The 16,013-nt window shown below is 74.1% G+C and carries 15 protein-coding genes; 4 read left to right on the forward strand and 11 right to left on the reverse strand.

Annotated features, from left to right (window positions below):
• Positions 1–27 precede the first annotated feature (27 nt).
• Complete coding sequence (locus tag ACZ619_RS25970) at positions 28–927, reverse strand: DUF4349 domain-containing protein (protein WP_469603401.1); 900 nt, start codon at positions 925–927, stop codon at positions 28–30.
• 155 nt (positions 928–1,082) lie between these two features.
• Here ACZ619_RS25970 and hemG point away from each other — a divergent pair, with 155 nt between their 5' ends.
• Entirely contained in the window at positions 1,083–2,624 is a 1,542-nt protein-coding gene (gene hemG / locus ACZ619_RS25975; protein ID WP_469603404.1) for a protoporphyrinogen oxidase, read from the forward strand.
• Positions 2,625–2,629: 5 nt separating this feature from the next.
• Positions 2,630–3,361, forward strand: a complete 732-nt coding sequence (gene hemQ, locus ACZ619_RS25980; RefSeq protein ID WP_469603406.1) for a hydrogen peroxide-dependent heme synthase — start codon at positions 2,630–2,632, stop codon at positions 3,359–3,361.
• A gap of 6 nt (positions 3,362–3,367) precedes the next feature.
• On the opposite strand, the gene ACZ619_RS25985 is transcribed toward hemQ, so the two are convergent.
• The 6 genes from ACZ619_RS25985 to ACZ619_RS26010 form a co-directional block, all read right to left on the reverse strand.
• Positions 3,368–5,014 carry an alpha/beta hydrolase gene (locus tag ACZ619_RS25985; protein ID WP_469603408.1) on the reverse strand — a complete coding sequence of 549 codons (1,647 nt, stop codon included), beginning with the start codon at positions 5,012–5,014 and terminating at the stop codon, positions 3,368–3,370.
• 153 nt (positions 5,015–5,167) lie between these two features.
• Positions 5,168–5,947, reverse strand: a complete 780-nt coding sequence (locus tag ACZ619_RS25990; protein WP_469603411.1) for a TIGR04222 domain-containing membrane protein — start codon at positions 5,945–5,947, stop codon at positions 5,168–5,170.
• 96 nt (positions 5,948–6,043) lie between these two features.
• Complete coding sequence (locus ACZ619_RS25995; RefSeq protein WP_469603413.1) at positions 6,044–6,832, reverse strand: DUF4142 domain-containing protein; 789 nt, start codon at positions 6,830–6,832, stop codon at positions 6,044–6,046.
• 220 nt (positions 6,833–7,052) lie between these two features.
• Positions 7,053–8,330: an MbnB/TglH/ChrH family RiPP precursor modification enzyme gene (locus tag ACZ619_RS26000; protein WP_469603416.1), complete on the reverse strand. Its 1,278-nt coding sequence runs from the start codon at positions 8,328–8,330 to the stop codon at positions 7,053–7,055.
• Positions 8,331–8,461: 131 nt separating this feature from the next.
• On the reverse strand, positions 8,462–9,256 hold the full coding sequence (locus ACZ619_RS26005) for a DUF4142 domain-containing protein (RefSeq protein ID WP_469603418.1): 795 nt from the start codon (positions 9,254–9,256) through the stop codon (positions 8,462–8,464).
• Positions 9,257–9,361: 105 nt separating this feature from the next.
• On the reverse strand, positions 9,362–10,078 hold the full coding sequence (locus tag ACZ619_RS26010) for an aminoacyl-tRNA hydrolase (RefSeq protein ID WP_469603421.1): 717 nt from the start codon (positions 10,076–10,078) through the stop codon (positions 9,362–9,364).
• A gap of 75 nt (positions 10,079–10,153) precedes the next feature.
• Here ACZ619_RS26010 and ACZ619_RS26015 point away from each other — a divergent pair, with 75 nt between their 5' ends.
• Positions 10,154–11,026 carry an ABC transporter ATP-binding protein gene (locus ACZ619_RS26015; RefSeq protein ID WP_469603424.1) on the forward strand — a complete coding sequence of 291 codons (873 nt, stop codon included), beginning with the start codon at positions 10,154–10,156 and terminating at the stop codon, positions 11,024–11,026.
• Positions 11,023–11,694 carry an ABC transporter gene (locus ACZ619_RS26020; protein WP_469603426.1) on the forward strand — a complete coding sequence of 224 codons (672 nt, stop codon included), beginning with the start codon at positions 11,023–11,025 and terminating at the stop codon, positions 11,692–11,694. Before ACZ619_RS26015 ends, ACZ619_RS26020 begins: the two co-directional genes overlap by 4 nt.
• Before the next feature lie 176 nt (positions 11,695–11,870).
• On the opposite strand, the gene ACZ619_RS26025 is transcribed toward ACZ619_RS26020, so the two are convergent.
• The 4 genes from ACZ619_RS26025 to ACZ619_RS26040 form a co-directional block, all read right to left on the reverse strand.
• Positions 11,871–12,734, reverse strand: a complete 864-nt coding sequence (locus ACZ619_RS26025; RefSeq protein ID WP_469603724.1) for a polysaccharide deacetylase family protein — start codon at positions 12,732–12,734, stop codon at positions 11,871–11,873.
• Between the two features lie 53 nt (positions 12,735–12,787).
• Complete coding sequence (locus ACZ619_RS26030; RefSeq protein ID WP_469603428.1) at positions 12,788–13,612, reverse strand: slipin family protein; 825 nt, start codon at positions 13,610–13,612, stop codon at positions 12,788–12,790.
• A gap of 338 nt (positions 13,613–13,950) precedes the next feature.
• Complete coding sequence (locus tag ACZ619_RS26035) at positions 13,951–15,420, reverse strand: SulP family inorganic anion transporter (protein ID WP_469603430.1); 1,470 nt, start codon at positions 15,418–15,420, stop codon at positions 13,951–13,953.
• Between the two features lie 8 nt (positions 15,421–15,428).
• Positions 15,429–16,007, reverse strand: coding sequence for a carbonic anhydrase (locus ACZ619_RS26040; protein ID WP_469603432.1), 579 nt, complete (start codon positions 16,005–16,007; stop codon positions 15,429–15,431).
• Between the last annotated feature and the right edge of the window lie 6 nt (positions 16,008–16,013).

The raw sequence follows: 16,013 nt of genomic DNA on the forward strand, positions 1-16,013 counted from the left end.
TACGGGGCCCCGGCATTTCGGGCCCGCTCAGGTCTCGCTGCCCGGCCGGGCGGCCGCACGGCGCCCGCGGACGACCTTCCACCACAGCAGCGCAGGGACCGCCGCCAGCGCCGCGAACGGCAAAAGCGCGCCCAGCGCCAGGGAGATCCAGCGCAGCAGGGTGACAAGGGCGTGCCAGCCGCCGGACAGGGCGTCCGTGAACCCGGGCGAGTCGTCCTTCGCGGCCGCCTTCTCCACCGGCGTCGGGGTGAGCGACAGCGTGACGGTCGCCAGGCCGGTGCGGTCCTTCAGGGACGCCTGCCGGGCCAGCAGCGCCTCCAGATCGGACTCCCGGCTGCTCAACTCCCCTTCCAGGGTGACCACGTCGGCGAGTTCGGTCGCCCGGTCCATCAGCGCGCGGACCCGGGCCACGCTGGCCCGCTGCGACCTGATCCGGCTGTCCACGTCCACCACCTGGTCGGTGACGTCCCGCGCCTTGGCGGTACGGCTCAGCAGCCGGCCCGCGCCCTGGAGGTCGGAGAGCACCTCGTCGTACCGCTCGGTGGGCACGCGCAGCACCACCCGGGTGCGCTCGCGCCCCTGGGCGTCCCGGCTGGTGGACTCGTCGCCGACGTAGCCGCCGGCGCTCTCGGCCGTGCCGCGGGCCGCGTCCAGGGCCTTCGCCACATCCTTGACCTGCACGGTCAGGGAGGCGGTGCGGATGATGTGGCCGGCCGTGGGATCGGGCGTGGTCCGGTCGGTGCCCTTGCCGCCGCTGTCCTTGGCACCCGCCGAGCCCGCCGCCGCCTCCTGGGCGGCGCCGTTCGCGGAACCCTTGGCGTCGCCGGCTGAACTGTCGCCGGAACTGCCGCCCGCGCCGCAGCCGGTGAGCACGAGCGCGGCGGCGAGCAGCAGGCCGGCGAGGGCGGGTCGTACGGGATGGCGCATGGTTCCCCCCCGGGGGTGATGACGACTGACGCTTCTTCGACGCCCGGGCGGGCCGGGACGTTGGGCCGTGCCGGTCCCGATGAGGTCACGGTCCGGCCGCGTGCCGGTCACCGGGCCGGGGCGGGACCGCCGGAGCGGTCTGAGAGAGTGGGGTCATGAGCGCAACGGGTACGGGCACGGGGCATGTCGTGGTCATCGGAGCCGGCATCGCGGGGCTGGCCGCGGCCCACCGGCTGCTGGAGCGCGGCGCGCGCGTGACCGTGCTGGAGGCCTCGGGGAGGGTCGGCGGGAAGCTGCTGCCCGGTGAGATCGCGGGCGTGCGGGTGGACCTCGGCGCCGAGTCGATGCTGGCCCGCAGGCCGGAGGCGGTCGCCCTCGCCCGCGAGGTGGGGCTCGGCGGCCGGCTCCGGCCGCCGGCCACCGCGACGGCCTCGATCTGGACCCGGGGCGCCCTGCGCCCGATGCCCAAGGGCCACGTCATGGGCGTCCCCGGCACCGCCGGCGCGCTGGCCGGGGTGCTGTCCGACGAGGGAGTCGCCCGCATCGCACGCGACGCCGAACTGCCCCGCACCGAGGTCGGCGACGACGTCGCGGTGGGGGAGTACGTCGCGGCGCGGCTGGGCCGCGAGGTCGTCGACCGGCTGGTCGAGCCCCTGCTCGGCGGGGTCTACGCGGGCGACGCCTACCGCATCTCGCTGCGCTCGGCGGTACCGCAGCTCTACCAGGCCGCCAGGACCCACGACTCGCTGACCGAGGCCGTCCGCGAGATCCAGGCCAGGGCCGCCGCCGACCAGCAGACCGGCCCGGTCTTCATGGGCATCGAGGGCGGCATCGGCACCCTGCCCCTCGCCGTCGCCGAGTCGGTACGCGCCCGTGGCGGCGAGATCCTGACCGGGACCCCGGTGACGGAGCTGCGGAGGGTGGCGGCGGAGCGGTCCGGCGGGGTACGGGCCGCCGGCGGGGACGGCGCACCGGCCGGTGCGCCCGGTCTCCCGCCCGTGCGCACCGACGCGGGCACGGTGTGGCGCGTCGTGGCCGGCGACCGCGTGCTGCACGCCGACGGCGTGATCGTCGCCGTCCCCGCCCCCGTCGCCGCCGGCCTCCTGCGGGCCGAGGCGCCCGCCGCCGCGGCCGAACTGGCCGCCGTGGAGTACGCCTCCATGGCCCTGATCACCCTCGCCTACCGCCGCGCCGGCCTCGACCTGCCCGAAGGCAGCGGCTTCCTGGTCCCGCCCGTCGACGGCCGCACCATCAAGGCCTCCACCTTCGCCTCCCGCAAATGGGGCTGGATCGCCGACGAGGACCCGGACGTCGTCGTGCTGCGCACCTCGGTCGGACGGCACGGCGAGACCGCGGTCCTCCAGCGCGACGACGCCGGCCTCGTCGAGGTCTCCCGGCACGACCTGCGGGAGGCCACCGGCCTGGACGCCACGCCCCTGGAGACCCGCGTCACCCGCTGGACCGACGGCCTGCCCCAGTACCCCGTCGGCCACCACGCGCGCGTGGCCCGCGTCCGCGAGCACGCCGCCGAGCTGCCGGGCCTCGCGCTCTGCGGGGCGCAGTACGACGGGGTGGGCATCCCCGCCTGCGTCGCGAGCGCCCACGCGGCCGTGGACCAGCTGACCGGGGACCTGCGCGCCCTTGAGGAACTGACGGCCGACCCGGTGCAGAGCCTGCACGGCGGAGCGGGAGAATAGGGACCATGAGTGACGACGCCCCCACCACCGAGTCCGGCAGGATCCCGAACAAGGGCAAGCTGGCCAAGGACCTCAACGAGGTCATCCGCTACACCCTGTGGTCCGTCTTCAAGCTGAAGGACGTGCTCCCCGAGGACCGCGCGGGCTACGCCGACGAGGTCCAGGAGCTCTTCGACCAGCTCGCCGCCAAGGACGTGACCATCCGCGGCACCTACGACGTCTCCGGGCTGCGCGCCGACGCCGATCTGATGATCTGGTGGCACGCCGAGACCAGCGACCAGCTCCAGGAGGCGTACAACCTGTTCCGCCGCACCCGGCTGGGCCGCGCCCTGACGCCGGTGTGGTCGAACATGGCGCTGCACCGCCCCGCCGAGTTCAACCGCTCGCACATCCCGGCGTTCCTGGCCGACGAGACGCCGCGCAACTACGTCAGCGTCTACCCGTTCGTGCGCTCCTACGAGTGGTACCTGCTCGCCGACGAGGACCGCCGCCGCATGCTCGCCGACCACGGCAAGATGGCCCGCGGCTTCCCGGACGTGCGCGCCAACACGGTCGCCTCGTTCTCGCTGGGCGACTACGAGTGGCTGCTGGCCTTCGAGGCCGACGAGCTGTACCGCATCGTCGACCTCATGCGTCACCTGCGCGCCTCCGAGGCCCGGATGCACGTCCGCGAGGAGGTCCCGTTCTTCACGGGCCGCCGCAAGGACATCGCGGAGCTGGTCGCGGGCCTCGCCTGACGCCCGTCAGCGCTGGTCGGCCTTGCCCTTCAGGGAGTCCCGCACACCCTTGTGCGCGGACGCGCCGGCCGGCGCCGCCGGCTTCGGCTCCGGACGCCCCGCGCAGGACGCGCGCCGGCCCGGGAGCCGGCCCTCCAGCAGGTAGGCCTCCAGGTAGCCGTTGACGCACTTGTTGGGCCCGCCGCCGATGCCGTGCGTGCCCGCGTCCCGCTCGGTCACCAGCACCGAACCGGCCAGCCGCCGGTTCATCTCCAGCGCGCCCGAGTACGGCGTCGCCGCGTCCCGCTCGGCCTGGAGGATCAGCGTCGGCGGCAGCTCACCGGGACCCGTCCGCACGTCCAGGGCCTTCTGCCGGGGCACCGGCCAGTAGGCGCACGGCAGGTTCATGAACGCGTTGTCCCAGGTCTCGAACGGCGCGACCCGCGCGAGCCGGGTGTTGTCCCGGTCCCAGGTCCGCCAGCCCGTGGGCCAGGGCGCGTCGTTGCACTCGACGGCCGTGTACACCGCGCTGCCGTTCTCCGCCGCGGCGGCCGTCTCCCGGGCCGGTGCCGCCAGCCGCACCAGCGCCTTGGAGTCGCCCTTCAGGTACTTCGAGAGCGCCTCCGCGCGGCTCGGCCAGTAGTCGTCGTAGTACCCGGCGGACAGGAACGCGCCCTGCAACTGCCCCGGCCCGACCTTCCCGCCGGCCGCCTTCTTCGCCAGCCGCCTGCTCGCCCGGTCGTAGCTCGCCTGTACCTTCTCCGCCGTGTCGCCGAGTCCGTACACGTCGTCGTGCGCGGCGATCCACTCCCGGAAGTCCGTCCAGCGGCTCTCGAACGCGGCCGACTGCTCCAGGTTGTCGCGGTACCAGATCTGCGCCGGGTCCGGGTCCACCGCCGAGTCCAGCACCATCCGGCGCACGTGCGAGGGGAACAGGGTCGCGTACAGCGCGCCGAAGTAGGTGCCGTACGAGGCGCCCATGAACGTCAGCCGGTCCTCGTCCAGCGCGGCGCGCAGCACGTCCAGGTCACGGGCGTTGTTGAGCGAGGTGTAGTGGCGCAGCACGCTCCCGGAGCGCTTGAGGCAGCCCTGCGCGTACGCCTTCGCCTCCTTGATCCGCGCCCGCTTGTACGACGCGGAGGGGTGCGTCGGCGACGCGGAGGGCGCCTTGAAGAAGTGCCCCGGGTCCACGCACGACAGCGGTGCCGAACGGTCCACACCGCGCGGGGCGTAGCCCACCAGGTCGTAGGCGGCGGCGATGCGCTTCCACTCGGGCAGCGTGCCGATCATCGGGAAGTCCATGCCGGAGGCGCCGGGGCCGCCCGGGTTGTAGACCAGCACGCCCTGCCGGGGCACCTTGCGCTTGCTGTTGTGCGGGTCCTTGTGGGTGGCCCGCACCCGACTGACGGTCAGTCTGATCTGCTTGCCGTCCGGGTGCGCGTAGTCCAGCGGGACGCTCAGCGTGCCGCACTCGAAGGAGTCCGGCACCTCCATGTCGGTGGGGCAGCCGCCGAAGTCGATGCCCTCCGCGCGGGCCCGCTCCGCGGCGACCGAGGTACCGCGCAGTTCGGCCGCCGCCGCGTCCGGGACACGGGTGGCGCTCCCGGCCGGGGCGGCGGCCAGGGTGGTCAGGATCAGCGACCCGGCGGCCGAGTACAGGGCGGGGGCTCTCATGGCGTATCCCTTCGGTGCACGGCTGCGGTGGCGTGGCGGCAACGGCACCGCAGCGACTGCACGGCAGCAATAAAAGGGATATTTCGACCGGTTGTCGGCGAAGGCAAGCACCACCGGGCGGTGTCGGCGTCAATGCCCCCTATGCGCCCCCGCTCACTCCCGTGGGAGCTGGTCCCGGTGTGCGAAGGCCGCACGCAGCTCCGGCTCGCCTATCGCCCGGACCCCGCGCATGGCGACGGAGGCCAGCAGCGACTGGTCGTCGGCCGCGCGGTTCGCCCGCCGGTGCAGCGCGCCCAGCAGCCGCTGGCCGGCCGGGGAGGCCCAGCGCGAGTACGGGTGCACCTCCACCCGGGCGATGGCCAGGCAGCTCAGCGTCAGGGTGAGGGGCAGCGCGAACCAGACGGCGACCAGGTCGCGGGGCATCCCGGTCGGCGCGGGCAGGGTGAGCGCGGCCACCCCGAGGCCGAGGACCGCCAGCGCGGCCGCCCGGACCTGCCGGATGCCGGACGCCACCGTCGTACGCGCCGTGGTGTCGGGCACCGCGAGCCCCGCCCGCACCAGCCCCTCGCCGAGACTGCGCACGGCGTCCGCGCCGGCCGCGGCCGACCGCACGGGCGCTATCCGCGACTGTCCCCCGGGCCCGATGGCCCCGATCACCGACCGCTCCATCTCGTCCCGCCCGCGCGGGTCCACGACGGTCGCCCAGCCGGTGTGCGCGAGCAGCAGCCGCTGCTGCCGGGCCATGGAGACCAGCGTCAGATCGGCGACCCGCGCGGGTCCGCCGGACAGGAACGCGGCCTCGTACAGCGTCAGATCATGTCCTCGGCCCGCGTCCGTGCCGGCGGCCGCCGTCCGTACGGCGGCCAGGCACAGCCGGGTGCAGGCGGTGCCGGCGACGGCCCAGGCCAGGAGCAGGAGAAGGACCCAGAACATGACACGTTTCTATGCCGGCGGTCTGGCTACCGCCATGCCCTGTTCACATTCCGGACCGAGTGTTGTCGGTATGTGACGTTCCACTTGCCCCGCGGGTCAGGGGCTCCCGGAGGGCGCCGGGCCGGTGGCGGCGGGCGGCAGCGTGTACGTCGAGGCCGGCGACGGGGTCGGCGAGGGCAGGACCGGGGTCGCGTCGCGCGGGGCGACGACCGGCGGGGACGGGGCGGCGGCTGGGGTGGCCGCCAACTGCTGCGCCAGCGTGGCGAAGTCGACGTACCCCGTCGCCTCCAGGACCTTGATGTGGTCCAGGACGGTGGTGTTGGCGTCGTCGGCGAGGTCGCGGACGAGGCTGTTCTGGGTGCCGGCGCGGACCTGGGCGACGACGGAGAAGACCCGGCCGTGGGCCAGCCGCACGATGTTCGCGAACTGCCGGTCGAAGTCCTGCCCGTGCACGCCGTTCAGCGTGGCGAGCCACTGCTGCTGCTGGTCGCTCGGCTGGTTCGGCAACGGCACGCCGAGCTGGGTGGCGACGCTGCGCACGTGGGCGTCGAGGGAGGCGTGTCCGTCGACGAGGTGCTGACCCGCCGTCCGTACGGCCTGGGTGGTGCCCTTCTGCTCCGCCATCTCCCCGGCCGGCACCTCCCAGAGCCCGGCCAGCCTCACCTTGACGACGAAGTCCCGGTCCGCTGCGGACAGCGGGCCGTAATCCGTCGCCACGGTCTGCGCGTTGAGCACGTTCACCGCGCCGGTGGGGTCGGCGCGGTCGGCGTACGACCAGATCGGGAAGACGAGCGCGGCGAGGGTCGCCGTGAGACCGGTGATGATCAGCCCGGTGCCGCTGAATATGCCTCGCCCCTGGACGGGGGGTCGGGGTCGCGCGCGCATGATGCCTCCTGCACCGCACGGTGGGGTTTCGCCGTGCGAGGTGGCATTTTACCGATAGGCCGCGTAAGGGCGTTGGGCCGAGGGGACGGTGCGTGCGGGCCGGGGCCCTGGGGGGCGTGCGGATCGGGGCCGAGGGGTGCGTGCGGATCGGGGGTGCGTGCGGGCCGGTGGGGGCTGGCCGCGCGGTTCCCCGCGCCCCTTGCGGGGCGCTCCGCGCCGGTCACCTTCTGCGCAGCAGGCCCCCGCGGCGCGGTGCCGGGCCCGCGCGGTCCAGCCACCAGGCTCGCAGTCTGCGGTGCGCCGTCCTGCCCGGCGGCCGTCCCTCGCGCAGCAGTTGCCCGGCGAAGTCCAGGGCGTCCCGCCGGTAGCCGCCCGTCATCGGCCGCTCGTGCGCGTACGCGAGGAACTCCGGACGGTACGCGTCCCCGAGGATGCGCGGCAGCTCCGGCGCCACCTTCGCCACCACGTCCGCCCGCTTCGCCGCGAGCGCCCGTGCCTGCACGTCCATCCGCACCGGGTCGAACCCCTCCGGCACCGGCGCCCCCGCGACCAGCGAGGACAGCACCGCGGTCTGGGCGAGCCCGACCCGCTGCCGGGTGGCGTCGGCGACCTCGGCCTCGCCCGCCGGCCGCGCGGCCGGCGTCCACCCGCGGCCGGCGGGCGCGTCCCCCGCCGCCGCCACCGCCGCCCGGATCCGCGTCAGTTCCCGCTCCAGCTCGGCCGGTTCGGGGAAGTTGTCGTCGCGCTCCAGCAGGACGCCCGGCGGCGCGATCCGGGACGCGAGGTCGGTGAGGATGTCCAGGACCGGGCGGGGCACCGGGTGCGCGTGGCTGTCGTGCCAGACGCCGTCCCGCTCGAAGCCGCCCGCGACATGGACGTAGGCGATGGCCTCGACGGGCAGTTCGGCGAGCGCCTTCGCCGGGTCCTCGCCGCGGTTGACGTGGTTGGTGTGCAGGTTGGCCACGTCGATCAGCAGCCGTACCCCGGTGCGGTCCACGAGGTCGTACAGGAACTGGCCCTCGGTCATCTCCTCGCCCGGCCAGGCGAACAGCGCGGCGATGTTCTCCACGGCGAGCGGCACCGGCAGCGCGGCCTGGGCGACGCGGACGTTCTCGCAGAGGACGTCGAGGGCGTCCCGGGTGCGCGGGACGGGCAGCAGATGGCCCGCCTCCAGCACCGGTGAGGCCGTCCGCGGGCCGCCCGCGCGGACGAACGCGATGTGCTCGGTGACCAGTGGCGACCCCAGGGCCGCGACCCGCTCGGCGAGCGCGGCGAGCCGGTCCCCGTCCGGGCGGTCCGCGCCGCCGAGGCCCAGCGAGACGCCGTGCGGGACGACCGTCACCCCGCGCTCGCGCAACCGCCCGAGCGACTCGGGGAGATGGCCCGGACAGGTGTTCTCGGCCACCACCTCGACCCAGTCGATGCCCGGCATCCGCTCCACGGCGTCCGCGATCTCCGGCCGCCAGCCGATGCCCGTGCCCAGCCGCTCCGAGCCCATGGTCCGCCCCCCTTCTGCCGCGCGTGACGACGTGAGAGGGATATGGCCCCGGAGCGCGTCCGCGAACCTCGTCGCCTGCCGCTTCAGAGCAACATTTGAGGTTCGGGTCCGCGCTCCGGGGAGCTGTGCGGCTACCGGCTGAGCACGCCGCCCTCGGACGCCTCCGGGTCGGGACGCGCGGTGTTCACCGTGCCCGGCGCGCCGGGGGAGGGGCTGGAGGTGGTGCGCACGTCGCCGCTGGCCTGCGCGGCCGGCGCGGAGGGCACCACCACGCCCGGGGCCGGCACGGCCGGTCCGGTCGGGCTGGCCGTGGTGGAGTTGGCGATCTCGTTGGCGATGGCCTCGAAGTCGACCTTGCCGGTCTTCTCCAGGATCGTGATGTGGTCGAGCACGGTCTGGTTGGTGTCCGAGGCCAGCTGCCGCACCAGGCTGTTGCGGGTGGTGTTCCGTACGGTCCCGATCGCCGGGAAGATCTTGCCGTGCGCGGCCCGCAGCAGGTTGACGAACTTGTACTCGTACTCCTCGCCGGTCGCCGCCGACATCTCCTGGAGCCAGCCCTGCTGCTGTTCGTTGGGCACGTTCGGCAGCTCGACACCCAGTTGCGCCGCGACGATCCGCACCCGTCTGTCCAGGTCGGTGTGGCCGACGATCAGATGGTCGCCGGCCTCCTTGATGGCCGCGCTCGGCGCCCGCTGAACGGCCTGCTGCCCGGCCGGCAGCTCCCACAGTCCGGCCAGCCGGACCCGCACGATCAGATCGCGGTCGGCGGCCGTCAGCGGGCCCCACTCGGTGTTCACGGTCCCCGCCGCCACGTTCGCCTGCCCGGTGCCCGAGCGGTCGCCGTAGGACCACACGGGGTAGACGAGCGCGCCGACGGTTCCGGCGAGGGCCGCCAGGATCATGGCCGTACCGTTAAGACGCCGCAAGGCTGCCTCCCTGTGTCTCTGGCTCGGTGCCGAGACGTACGGGTGTGACGGAGGCGACGTTCAAACAAACGGTAAAGTTTTCAAGGAAAGGTAAAAAACCGCAGCTCAGCGCAGCGAAGGATGGTCGGCGACGACCGTGCAGGACCCGGGCGCGATCTCGGTGAACCCGGCGTCCCGGACCAACGGCAGCCCGCTTTCCGTCAGGCGCCGCCACTCGGCCGGGTCGGCGGTGCGCACGGCGAGCGGGAACCCGGCGTCGCGCCAGGCCTCCCGCTCCTCCCGCGACAGCGCCCACCAGGCCAGCTGGGCCCCGTGCCCGGCCTGCGCCATCGTCTTCCCGGCCGACATCTCCAGCTCCGGGTTCAGCCACAGCACGGCCCCCGTCCGGTCGGCGTCGCCGGGCGCCTCGGGATCCTCCAGCTCGGTCCCGGACACCTGGAGCTTCGCCAGGTCCTTGGGCCAGCCGTCGAGGGGGACGGGCGGAAACACCCGCACCTCGGCGCTCTTCCCCGTCAGGGTGATCCCGGGCAGCCCCTCGGCCCGCCGCCACTCGGCGCCCCGGGCCCGCCGCACGACCTTGCGGATCCGGGCGTCCTCCCAGTTCCGGACGGCCCGGGCCCATTCCCCGTCCCCCACTGCCCGCTCGTCACCGAGCAGGGTCAGCACGGCCCGCGCGGCCGTCTCCAGGGCGTCGGTGCGGGCGGGCGGAGCCGCCTTCTCTATCCGTACGACGAGGGGCAGCACGAACTGGGGTGCCTCGTCGCGCTCGGTGGGCTCCGGCCGGAAGGGACTGTCGCCGGGGCGCGTGGGATCTTCGCTCACACCGGCCAACCTATAAGGGGCCCGGGACGCACACGAGCGCACCCCACCACCCCGGTCCCGCACGACAATGTCCCCATGCACCGTGATCTTGAACTGGCCCGCGTAGGCCGCCGTTACGGCATACGCGGCCCCTGGGTGTTACGAGGCGTCGACCTCACCATCACCCCCGGCACCCTCACCCGCGTGGAAGGGGCCAACGGCACCGGAAAATCCACCCTGCTGCGCCTGGTCGCCGGTCTGGACACCCCCACCGAGGGCCGTATCACCGGCCGCCCGCGCACCGCGTACGTGCCCGAACGCTTCCCGTCGGCCCTTCCCTTCACCCCCGTCGGCTACCTCACCCACCTCGGCACCGTCCACGGCCTCTCCCGCCGCACCGCGACGGCCCGCGCGGCGGACTGGCTGGAGCGGTTCGGCGCCGCGGCCCACGCGGCGACCCCCATGGCCCAGCTCTCCAAGGGCACCAGCCAGAAGGTCGCCGTCGCCCAGGCCCTGCTCGCCGACCCCGAACTGCTCGTCCTCGACGAGGCCTGGACCGGCCTGGACACCGGCGCCCGCGCGGAACTGGAGCGGGCCGTCGCCGAACGCACCGCCGCCGGGGGCGCCGTCGTCTTCGTCGACCACGACCCACGGCGCCTCGCGGGCGCGGTCGACGCGGCCCACCGGGTCGTCGACGGCGCCCTCGAACCCCGTACCGGACCCGCGGCACCGGCCGCCGGACCGCACACCGTCGTCACCGTCCAGGGCCCGGCCGGCGGCCGGCTCCCCGCCGACGCCACCCGCACCGCCGTCTCGGCCCGGGAACCCGCCCCCGGCACGTACCGTCTTACGGTTCCCGCGTCCCACTCGGACGTGGTGCTGCGCGCCCTGCTCGCGGCCCGCCCGCCCTGGCACGTGGTGTCCGTGAGCCCCACCGACGTCCCCCCGGACGAGAGAGCCCGCCCATGATCCCGCTCCTGCGCTACCAGACCGCCCTCCTCCTGCGCTCCCAGCGCTGGCTGCCCCCGGTGATCCTCTACGCCGTGTTCCTGGGTGTGGGGGTGCAGAACGGCCAGCCGGTGCTGGACTCGCTCGGCTACGCGGCCGCCGCGCTGCTGCCGGTGGCCGCCTGGCTGGTGCGGATCTGTGTCACGGGCGAGCCGCCCGCCGCCCGTGCCTGCGTCGTCGCGGCCCGCGGCCCGGTCAGGGCGCACCTGGCCGCCCTGCTCACCGCGTTTTTCGCCGCCGCGCTGCTCGGCGCGGCGGCCACCCTGGTCGTGACGCTGATCAGCCGGCACGCCACCAACGACCACCGGCTCCCCGTCCCGCCCCTGCGGGCCGGAGCCGCCGGTCTGCTCGCGACCCTCGCCTGCGCGCTGCTCGGCAGCGCCGTCGGCGCGCTCACCAACCGGCCGCTGCTGCGCTCCGACGGCCGTGCGGTGCCCGCGATGCTGCTGGCCGCGCTGCTCTCGGTGGTGCTCTCGGGCTCCCCGGCGCACGCGGCGGTCACCGGCCTGGTCACCGGCTCGGAGTCCGGCCGCGTTCCGGTGCCCCTGCTGCCGTTCGCCGCCGCGGCCCTGGCCGCGGCCGGGGCCTTCACCCTGGCCTGCGCCCTCAACGCCCGCCGCTCACCCTGAACACGCGCTCCGCTGTCTTTCCGGCCTCCCCCACTCTCGGCTTCGTTCGAGCGGGGGGACCCCCAGCACCGCGGACACAGCGTGACGCCCTTGTACGACTCCGGGTACTCGGTCGGCTCCCGGCACAGCACGCACTCGGCGCAGGGGGCGTCGCTCATGCGTCCAGCGTGGGACGGTCAGCGGTGACCGGGCGTCTCCCCGATCAGCTGGGAGACCTTGACGAAGCGGAAGCCGCGCTTACGCAGCTCCGGTACGACGGTGCGCACGACCTCCTCGGTGGTCGGCGCGGCGCTGCGGGTGCAGTGCATGACGACCACGGAACCGGGCTTGACCCCGTCCAGCACCTGCTGGGTCACGGCGTCGGCGTCCGTCGCGAACGCGTCCCCGCTCACCACGTCCCACTGCACCGCGGTGACCCCGAGCGAGCCGACCGCGCGCAGCGCCTGCTGGTCGTAACAGCCGCCGGGGAAGCGGAAGTACGGCATCGGGTGCGGCACCCCGGCGCGCAGCAGCGCGGTGTAGGCGCGGGTCACCTCCGACTTCATCCTGTCGGCCGGGACGGTGGGCAGGCCGTAGCAGTCGCCGGTGAACGCGTAGTGGCTGTAGGAGTGGTTGGCCACGTCGAACTGCGGGTCGTGGCCGAGGGAGCGGGCCTGGTCCGGGTACTCGTCGGCCCAGCGGCCGGTCATGAAGACGGTGGCCGGCACCTTCAGCCTGCGCAGGGTCGCGATCAGCGCCGGGTTGTCGAAGTGCTCGCCCGAGGCGGCACGCGGCCCCTGGTCGGCGGTCATGTCGGCGTCGAAGGTCAGGGCGACGGTCTTGCCCAGGTTGCGAGGACCGTGCATGAAGACGGCGGCCGCGCCGTCGGAGCCCTGGGCGAGGGTGGGCGGCCTGGTGGCGGTGGCGGAGGGTGTGGGCGAGGACTTCGCGGGGGCCGGGTGTCCGGCCTGGGGTGTCTGGGCGCTGCCGCAGGCGGCGAGCGCGGCGGCCAGGGCGCAGACGGCGGTCGTACCGGCAAGACGGCGTGCTGATCGGATCACCATACGAACGTAGGGTGGAATGTCCGATTTTCATGGAGGGCGCGGCGCCGGGGTCACCCGGGCGGCGGCCCGCCCGGTTCGGTGAGGCCGAGCGTCGCCCTGCCGTTCGGCACCGCCGGCTGTTGGGCCCGTTCCAGGAACCGCAGCAGTTCCACCGGGAAGGGCAGCACCAGGGTGGAGTTCTTCTCGGCCGCCACCGCCACGATCGTCTGGAGCAGCCGCAGTTGCAGGGCGGACGGCGTGCTCGCCATCTGCTGGGCCGCCTCGGCCAGCTTCTTCGAGGCCTGGAGCTCGGCGTCGGCGTTGATGATCCGGGCCCGGCGCTCCCGGTCGGCCTCGGCCTGCCGGGCCATCGAGCGCTTCATGGTGTCCGGCAGCGAGACGTCCTTGATCTCGACCCGGTCCACCTGCACGCCCCAGCCCACGGCCGGGCTGTCGATCATCAGCTCCAGGCCCTGGTTGAGCTTCTCGCGGTTGGAGAGCAGGTCGTCCAGGTCGCTCTTGCCGATGATGGACCGCAGCGAGGTCTGGGCCATCTGCGAGACGGCGAACTTGTAGTCCTCGACCTTGACCAGCGCGCTCACCGCGTCGACCACCCGGAAGTAGACGACCGCGTCCACGCGCACGGTGACGTTGTCCCGGGTGATGCCCTCCTGGGCGGGGACCGGCAGCGTCACGATCTGAAGGTTGACCTTGTACAGCCGGTCCACGAGCGGGATCACCAGGGCGAGGCCGGGCTGTCGCACCTTTCCCGACACACGGCCGAGCCGGAACAGCACGCCTTGTTCGTACTGTTTGACGACCCGTGCGGCGGCGGCCAGGCAGAGCGCGCCGGCGCACAGCGCGGTCACCACCGCGACCAGCAGCTCCTGAGCCATCACGACCTCCAGGGTGAGAGGTCCGGTATGTCTGATGCTGCAACGATATGCCCGGCAGGTGGCTCGGGGCCACGGCCACCGGGCACGGGGTGGGCACAGGGGGCGGGCAAGGGGTACGGGTACGGGTCCGGGCCGGGACGCCGAGGGGCGTCGGCGTCCCGGCCCGGGAGCGGCCGCCGCTCCGGACGGCCGCGCTCTGAGTGGTGCGCTCCGAGTGGTGCGCTCGAAGGGGCGCGGGGAACCGCGCGGCCGGTCCCGTCGGCGCCGCGGCCGGTCTCGACGGCGGACCGCGGCACTTCCGGCCCGAGCCCGGGCCGGAAGTGCCGCGGCCCGACCGCTCAGGCGGCCGTGAGCCGCACCGGTTCGGTGCCGGCGTCGCTGTGCCGCTCGGCCCAGTTCTCCAGCGCGGTCCGGCAGGCGTGGTCCAGGTGGTGCAGCCCCGACAGGTCCAGCCGGATCGGACGGTCGTGCGGCAGCGCCTCCAGGCTGTCCAGGATCCTGGGCAGCCGCAGGAAGGTCGCGTTGCCCGACAGCTGGGCGTCGATCGGGCCGGCGCCCTTGTCGAAGACCTCCAGCTTGAGGTGCGAGGCCTCCCAGGCGGTCTTGACGATCGACAGGGCGAGCCCGATGAGCACCCCCTCGAACATGCTGACCGCGACGATCGACACCGCCGTGACCACCAGGATCAACGCCTCGCCCCGGTGTTCGCGCCAGAGCGCGGCCAGCGGGCGCAGGGGGATCAGCTTGGCGCCCGAGTAGACCAGCACGCCGGCCAGCGCCGGGATCGGGATGTGGGCGAGGGCGCCCGGCAGCAGCGCCGCGAACAGCAGCAGCCAGAGGCCGTGCATGACCCGGGAGGCCTTCGTCCGGGCGCCGGCCTGGACGTTGGCCGCGCTGCGCACGATCACCGCGGTCATCGGCAGCGCCCCGAGCACCCCGCAGAGCGCGTTGCCCGCGCCCTGCGCGATCAGCTCCCGGTTGTACTCGGTGCGCGGGCCGTGGTGCAGCCGGTCCACGGCCGCCGCGCTGAACAGCGACTCCGCCGACGCGATCAGCGTGAACGCGACGATCGTGCCGATCACCCCCGGGCTCGCCAGCTCGCCGAAGGCGCTCAGCGGCGGCGGCTGGACGGAACCCAGCAGTCCGTGCACCTCGACGGTGGCGACCGGGAGGCCCAGCAGGAGCGCGGCCAGGGTGGCGAGTCCGACGGCGGCCAGCGGGCCGGGGAGCGTGCGCACCTTCTTCGGGACGTGCTTCCACAGCACGAGGACGGCGACGGTGCCCGCGCCGAGGGCCAGCGAGGCGAGCGCCCTGCCGTTCCCGAGGGCGTCCAGGAACGCCCCGGGCAGCCCGGCTATCTTGCCCGGGCCGGAGTCGGGGGCCTTGGCGGCGAGCGCCGGGTAGAGCTGGCCGGCGATCAGCACCAGGCCGATGCCGGCCAGCATGCCCTCGACGACCGAGACGGAGATGGCCCGGAACCAGCGCCCGAGCCGCAGGGCGCCCATGGCGATCTGGAGCACGCCGGTGACGAGCACGATCACACCGAGCACGGGCAGCCCGAACTCGCGCACCGCCTCGAAGACGAGCACGGTCAGGCCGGCGGCCGGCCCCGACACCTGAAGGCTGCTGCCGCGCAGCATCCCGGTGACGAGACCGCCCACGATGCCGGTGACCAGGCCGAGTTCGGCCGGGACACCGGAGGCCACGGCCACGCCCACGCACAGCGGGAGCGCGACCAGGAAGACGACGAGGGAGGCGGCGAAGTCCTGCCGTATGTAAGGGAACCCGAGGTGGGGGAACTTGGTCATCGCGACGCTCACAGGGTCTCGAACGCGTCGGTGTCGGCGCGGTGTTCGCGCACGGCACCGGTGTGGACCTCGTAGTACCAGCCGCGCAGGGTCAGTTCGCCCCGCGCCAGCTTCCGGTCGACGAACGGGTAGGAACGCAGCCGCAGCAGCTGGGCGAGCACATGGCTCTGCACGCCCTCGGCGACGGCCGGGTCCTCGGCCGCCCCGGTCGGGCGCGGCTCGGCGCTGGCCAGCCAGTCCCGTACGGCGGGGACGGCGGTCAGGTCGTCGCCGCGCACCAGCGCGCCGACGGCTCCGCAGTGCGAGTGCCCGCAGACGACGATGTCGCGGACACCGAGCACCTCGACGGCGTATTCGATGGTGGCCGCCTCGCTGGTGGGGTGGGCCGAGGCGTACGGCGGGACGATGTTGCCCGCGGTGCGCAGCTCGAAGAGCTCGCCGGGACGGGCGCCCGTGATCAGGGCCGGGACGACCCGGGAGTCGGAGCAGGTGATGAACAGCACCTGCGGGGACTGGCCGGCGGCCAGTCCGGCGAACTCCTCAGGGCGCTGTCCGAACGTACGGGCGTTGTCGATGAGGGGCTGCATGACGTG

It is taken from the genome of Streptomyces sp. NPDC104367, assembly GCF_055583825.1.

Bases quoted from the DNA above. Each gene is read 5' to 3' on its own strand.
- hemG (WP_469603404.1), top strand. From the start codon at position 1,083: ATGAGCGCAACGGGTACGGGCACGGGGCATGTCGTGGTCATCGGAGCC.
- ACZ619_RS25985 (WP_469603408.1), bottom strand. From the start codon at position 5,014: ATGAGAGCCCCCGCCCTGTACTCGGCCGCCGGGTCGCTGATCCTGACC.
- ACZ619_RS25990 (WP_469603411.1), bottom strand. From the start codon at position 5,947: ATGTTCTGGGTCCTTCTCCTGCTCCTGGCCTGGGCCGTCGCCGGCACC.
- ACZ619_RS26030 (WP_469603428.1), bottom strand. From the start codon at position 13,612: ATGGCTCAGGAGCTGCTGGTCGCGGTGGTGACCGCGCTGTGCGCCGGC.
- ACZ619_RS26040 (WP_469603432.1), bottom strand. From the start codon at position 16,007: ATGCAGCCCCTCATCGACAACGCCCGTACGTTCGGACAGCGCCCTGAG.
- hemQ (WP_469603406.1), top strand. From the start codon at position 2,630: ATGAGTGACGACGCCCCCACCACCGAGTCCGGCAGGATCCCGAACAAG.
- ACZ619_RS26035 (WP_469603430.1), bottom strand. From the start codon at position 15,420: ATGACCAAGTTCCCCCACCTCGGGTTCCCTTACATACGGCAGGACTTC.
- ACZ619_RS26015 (WP_469603424.1), top strand. From the start codon at position 10,154: ATGCACCGTGATCTTGAACTGGCCCGCGTAGGCCGCCGTTACGGCATA.
- ACZ619_RS26020 (WP_469603426.1), top strand. From the start codon at position 11,023: ATGATCCCGCTCCTGCGCTACCAGACCGCCCTCCTCCTGCGCTCCCAG.
- ACZ619_RS26000 (WP_469603416.1), bottom strand. From the start codon at position 8,330: ATGGGCTCGGAGCGGCTGGGCACGGGCATCGGCTGGCGGCCGGAGATC.
- ACZ619_RS25970 (WP_469603401.1), bottom strand. From the start codon at position 927: ATGCGCCATCCCGTACGACCCGCCCTCGCCGGCCTGCTGCTCGCCGCC.
- ACZ619_RS25995 (WP_469603413.1), bottom strand. From the start codon at position 6,832: ATGCGCGCGCGACCCCGACCCCCCGTCCAGGGGCGAGGCATATTCAGC.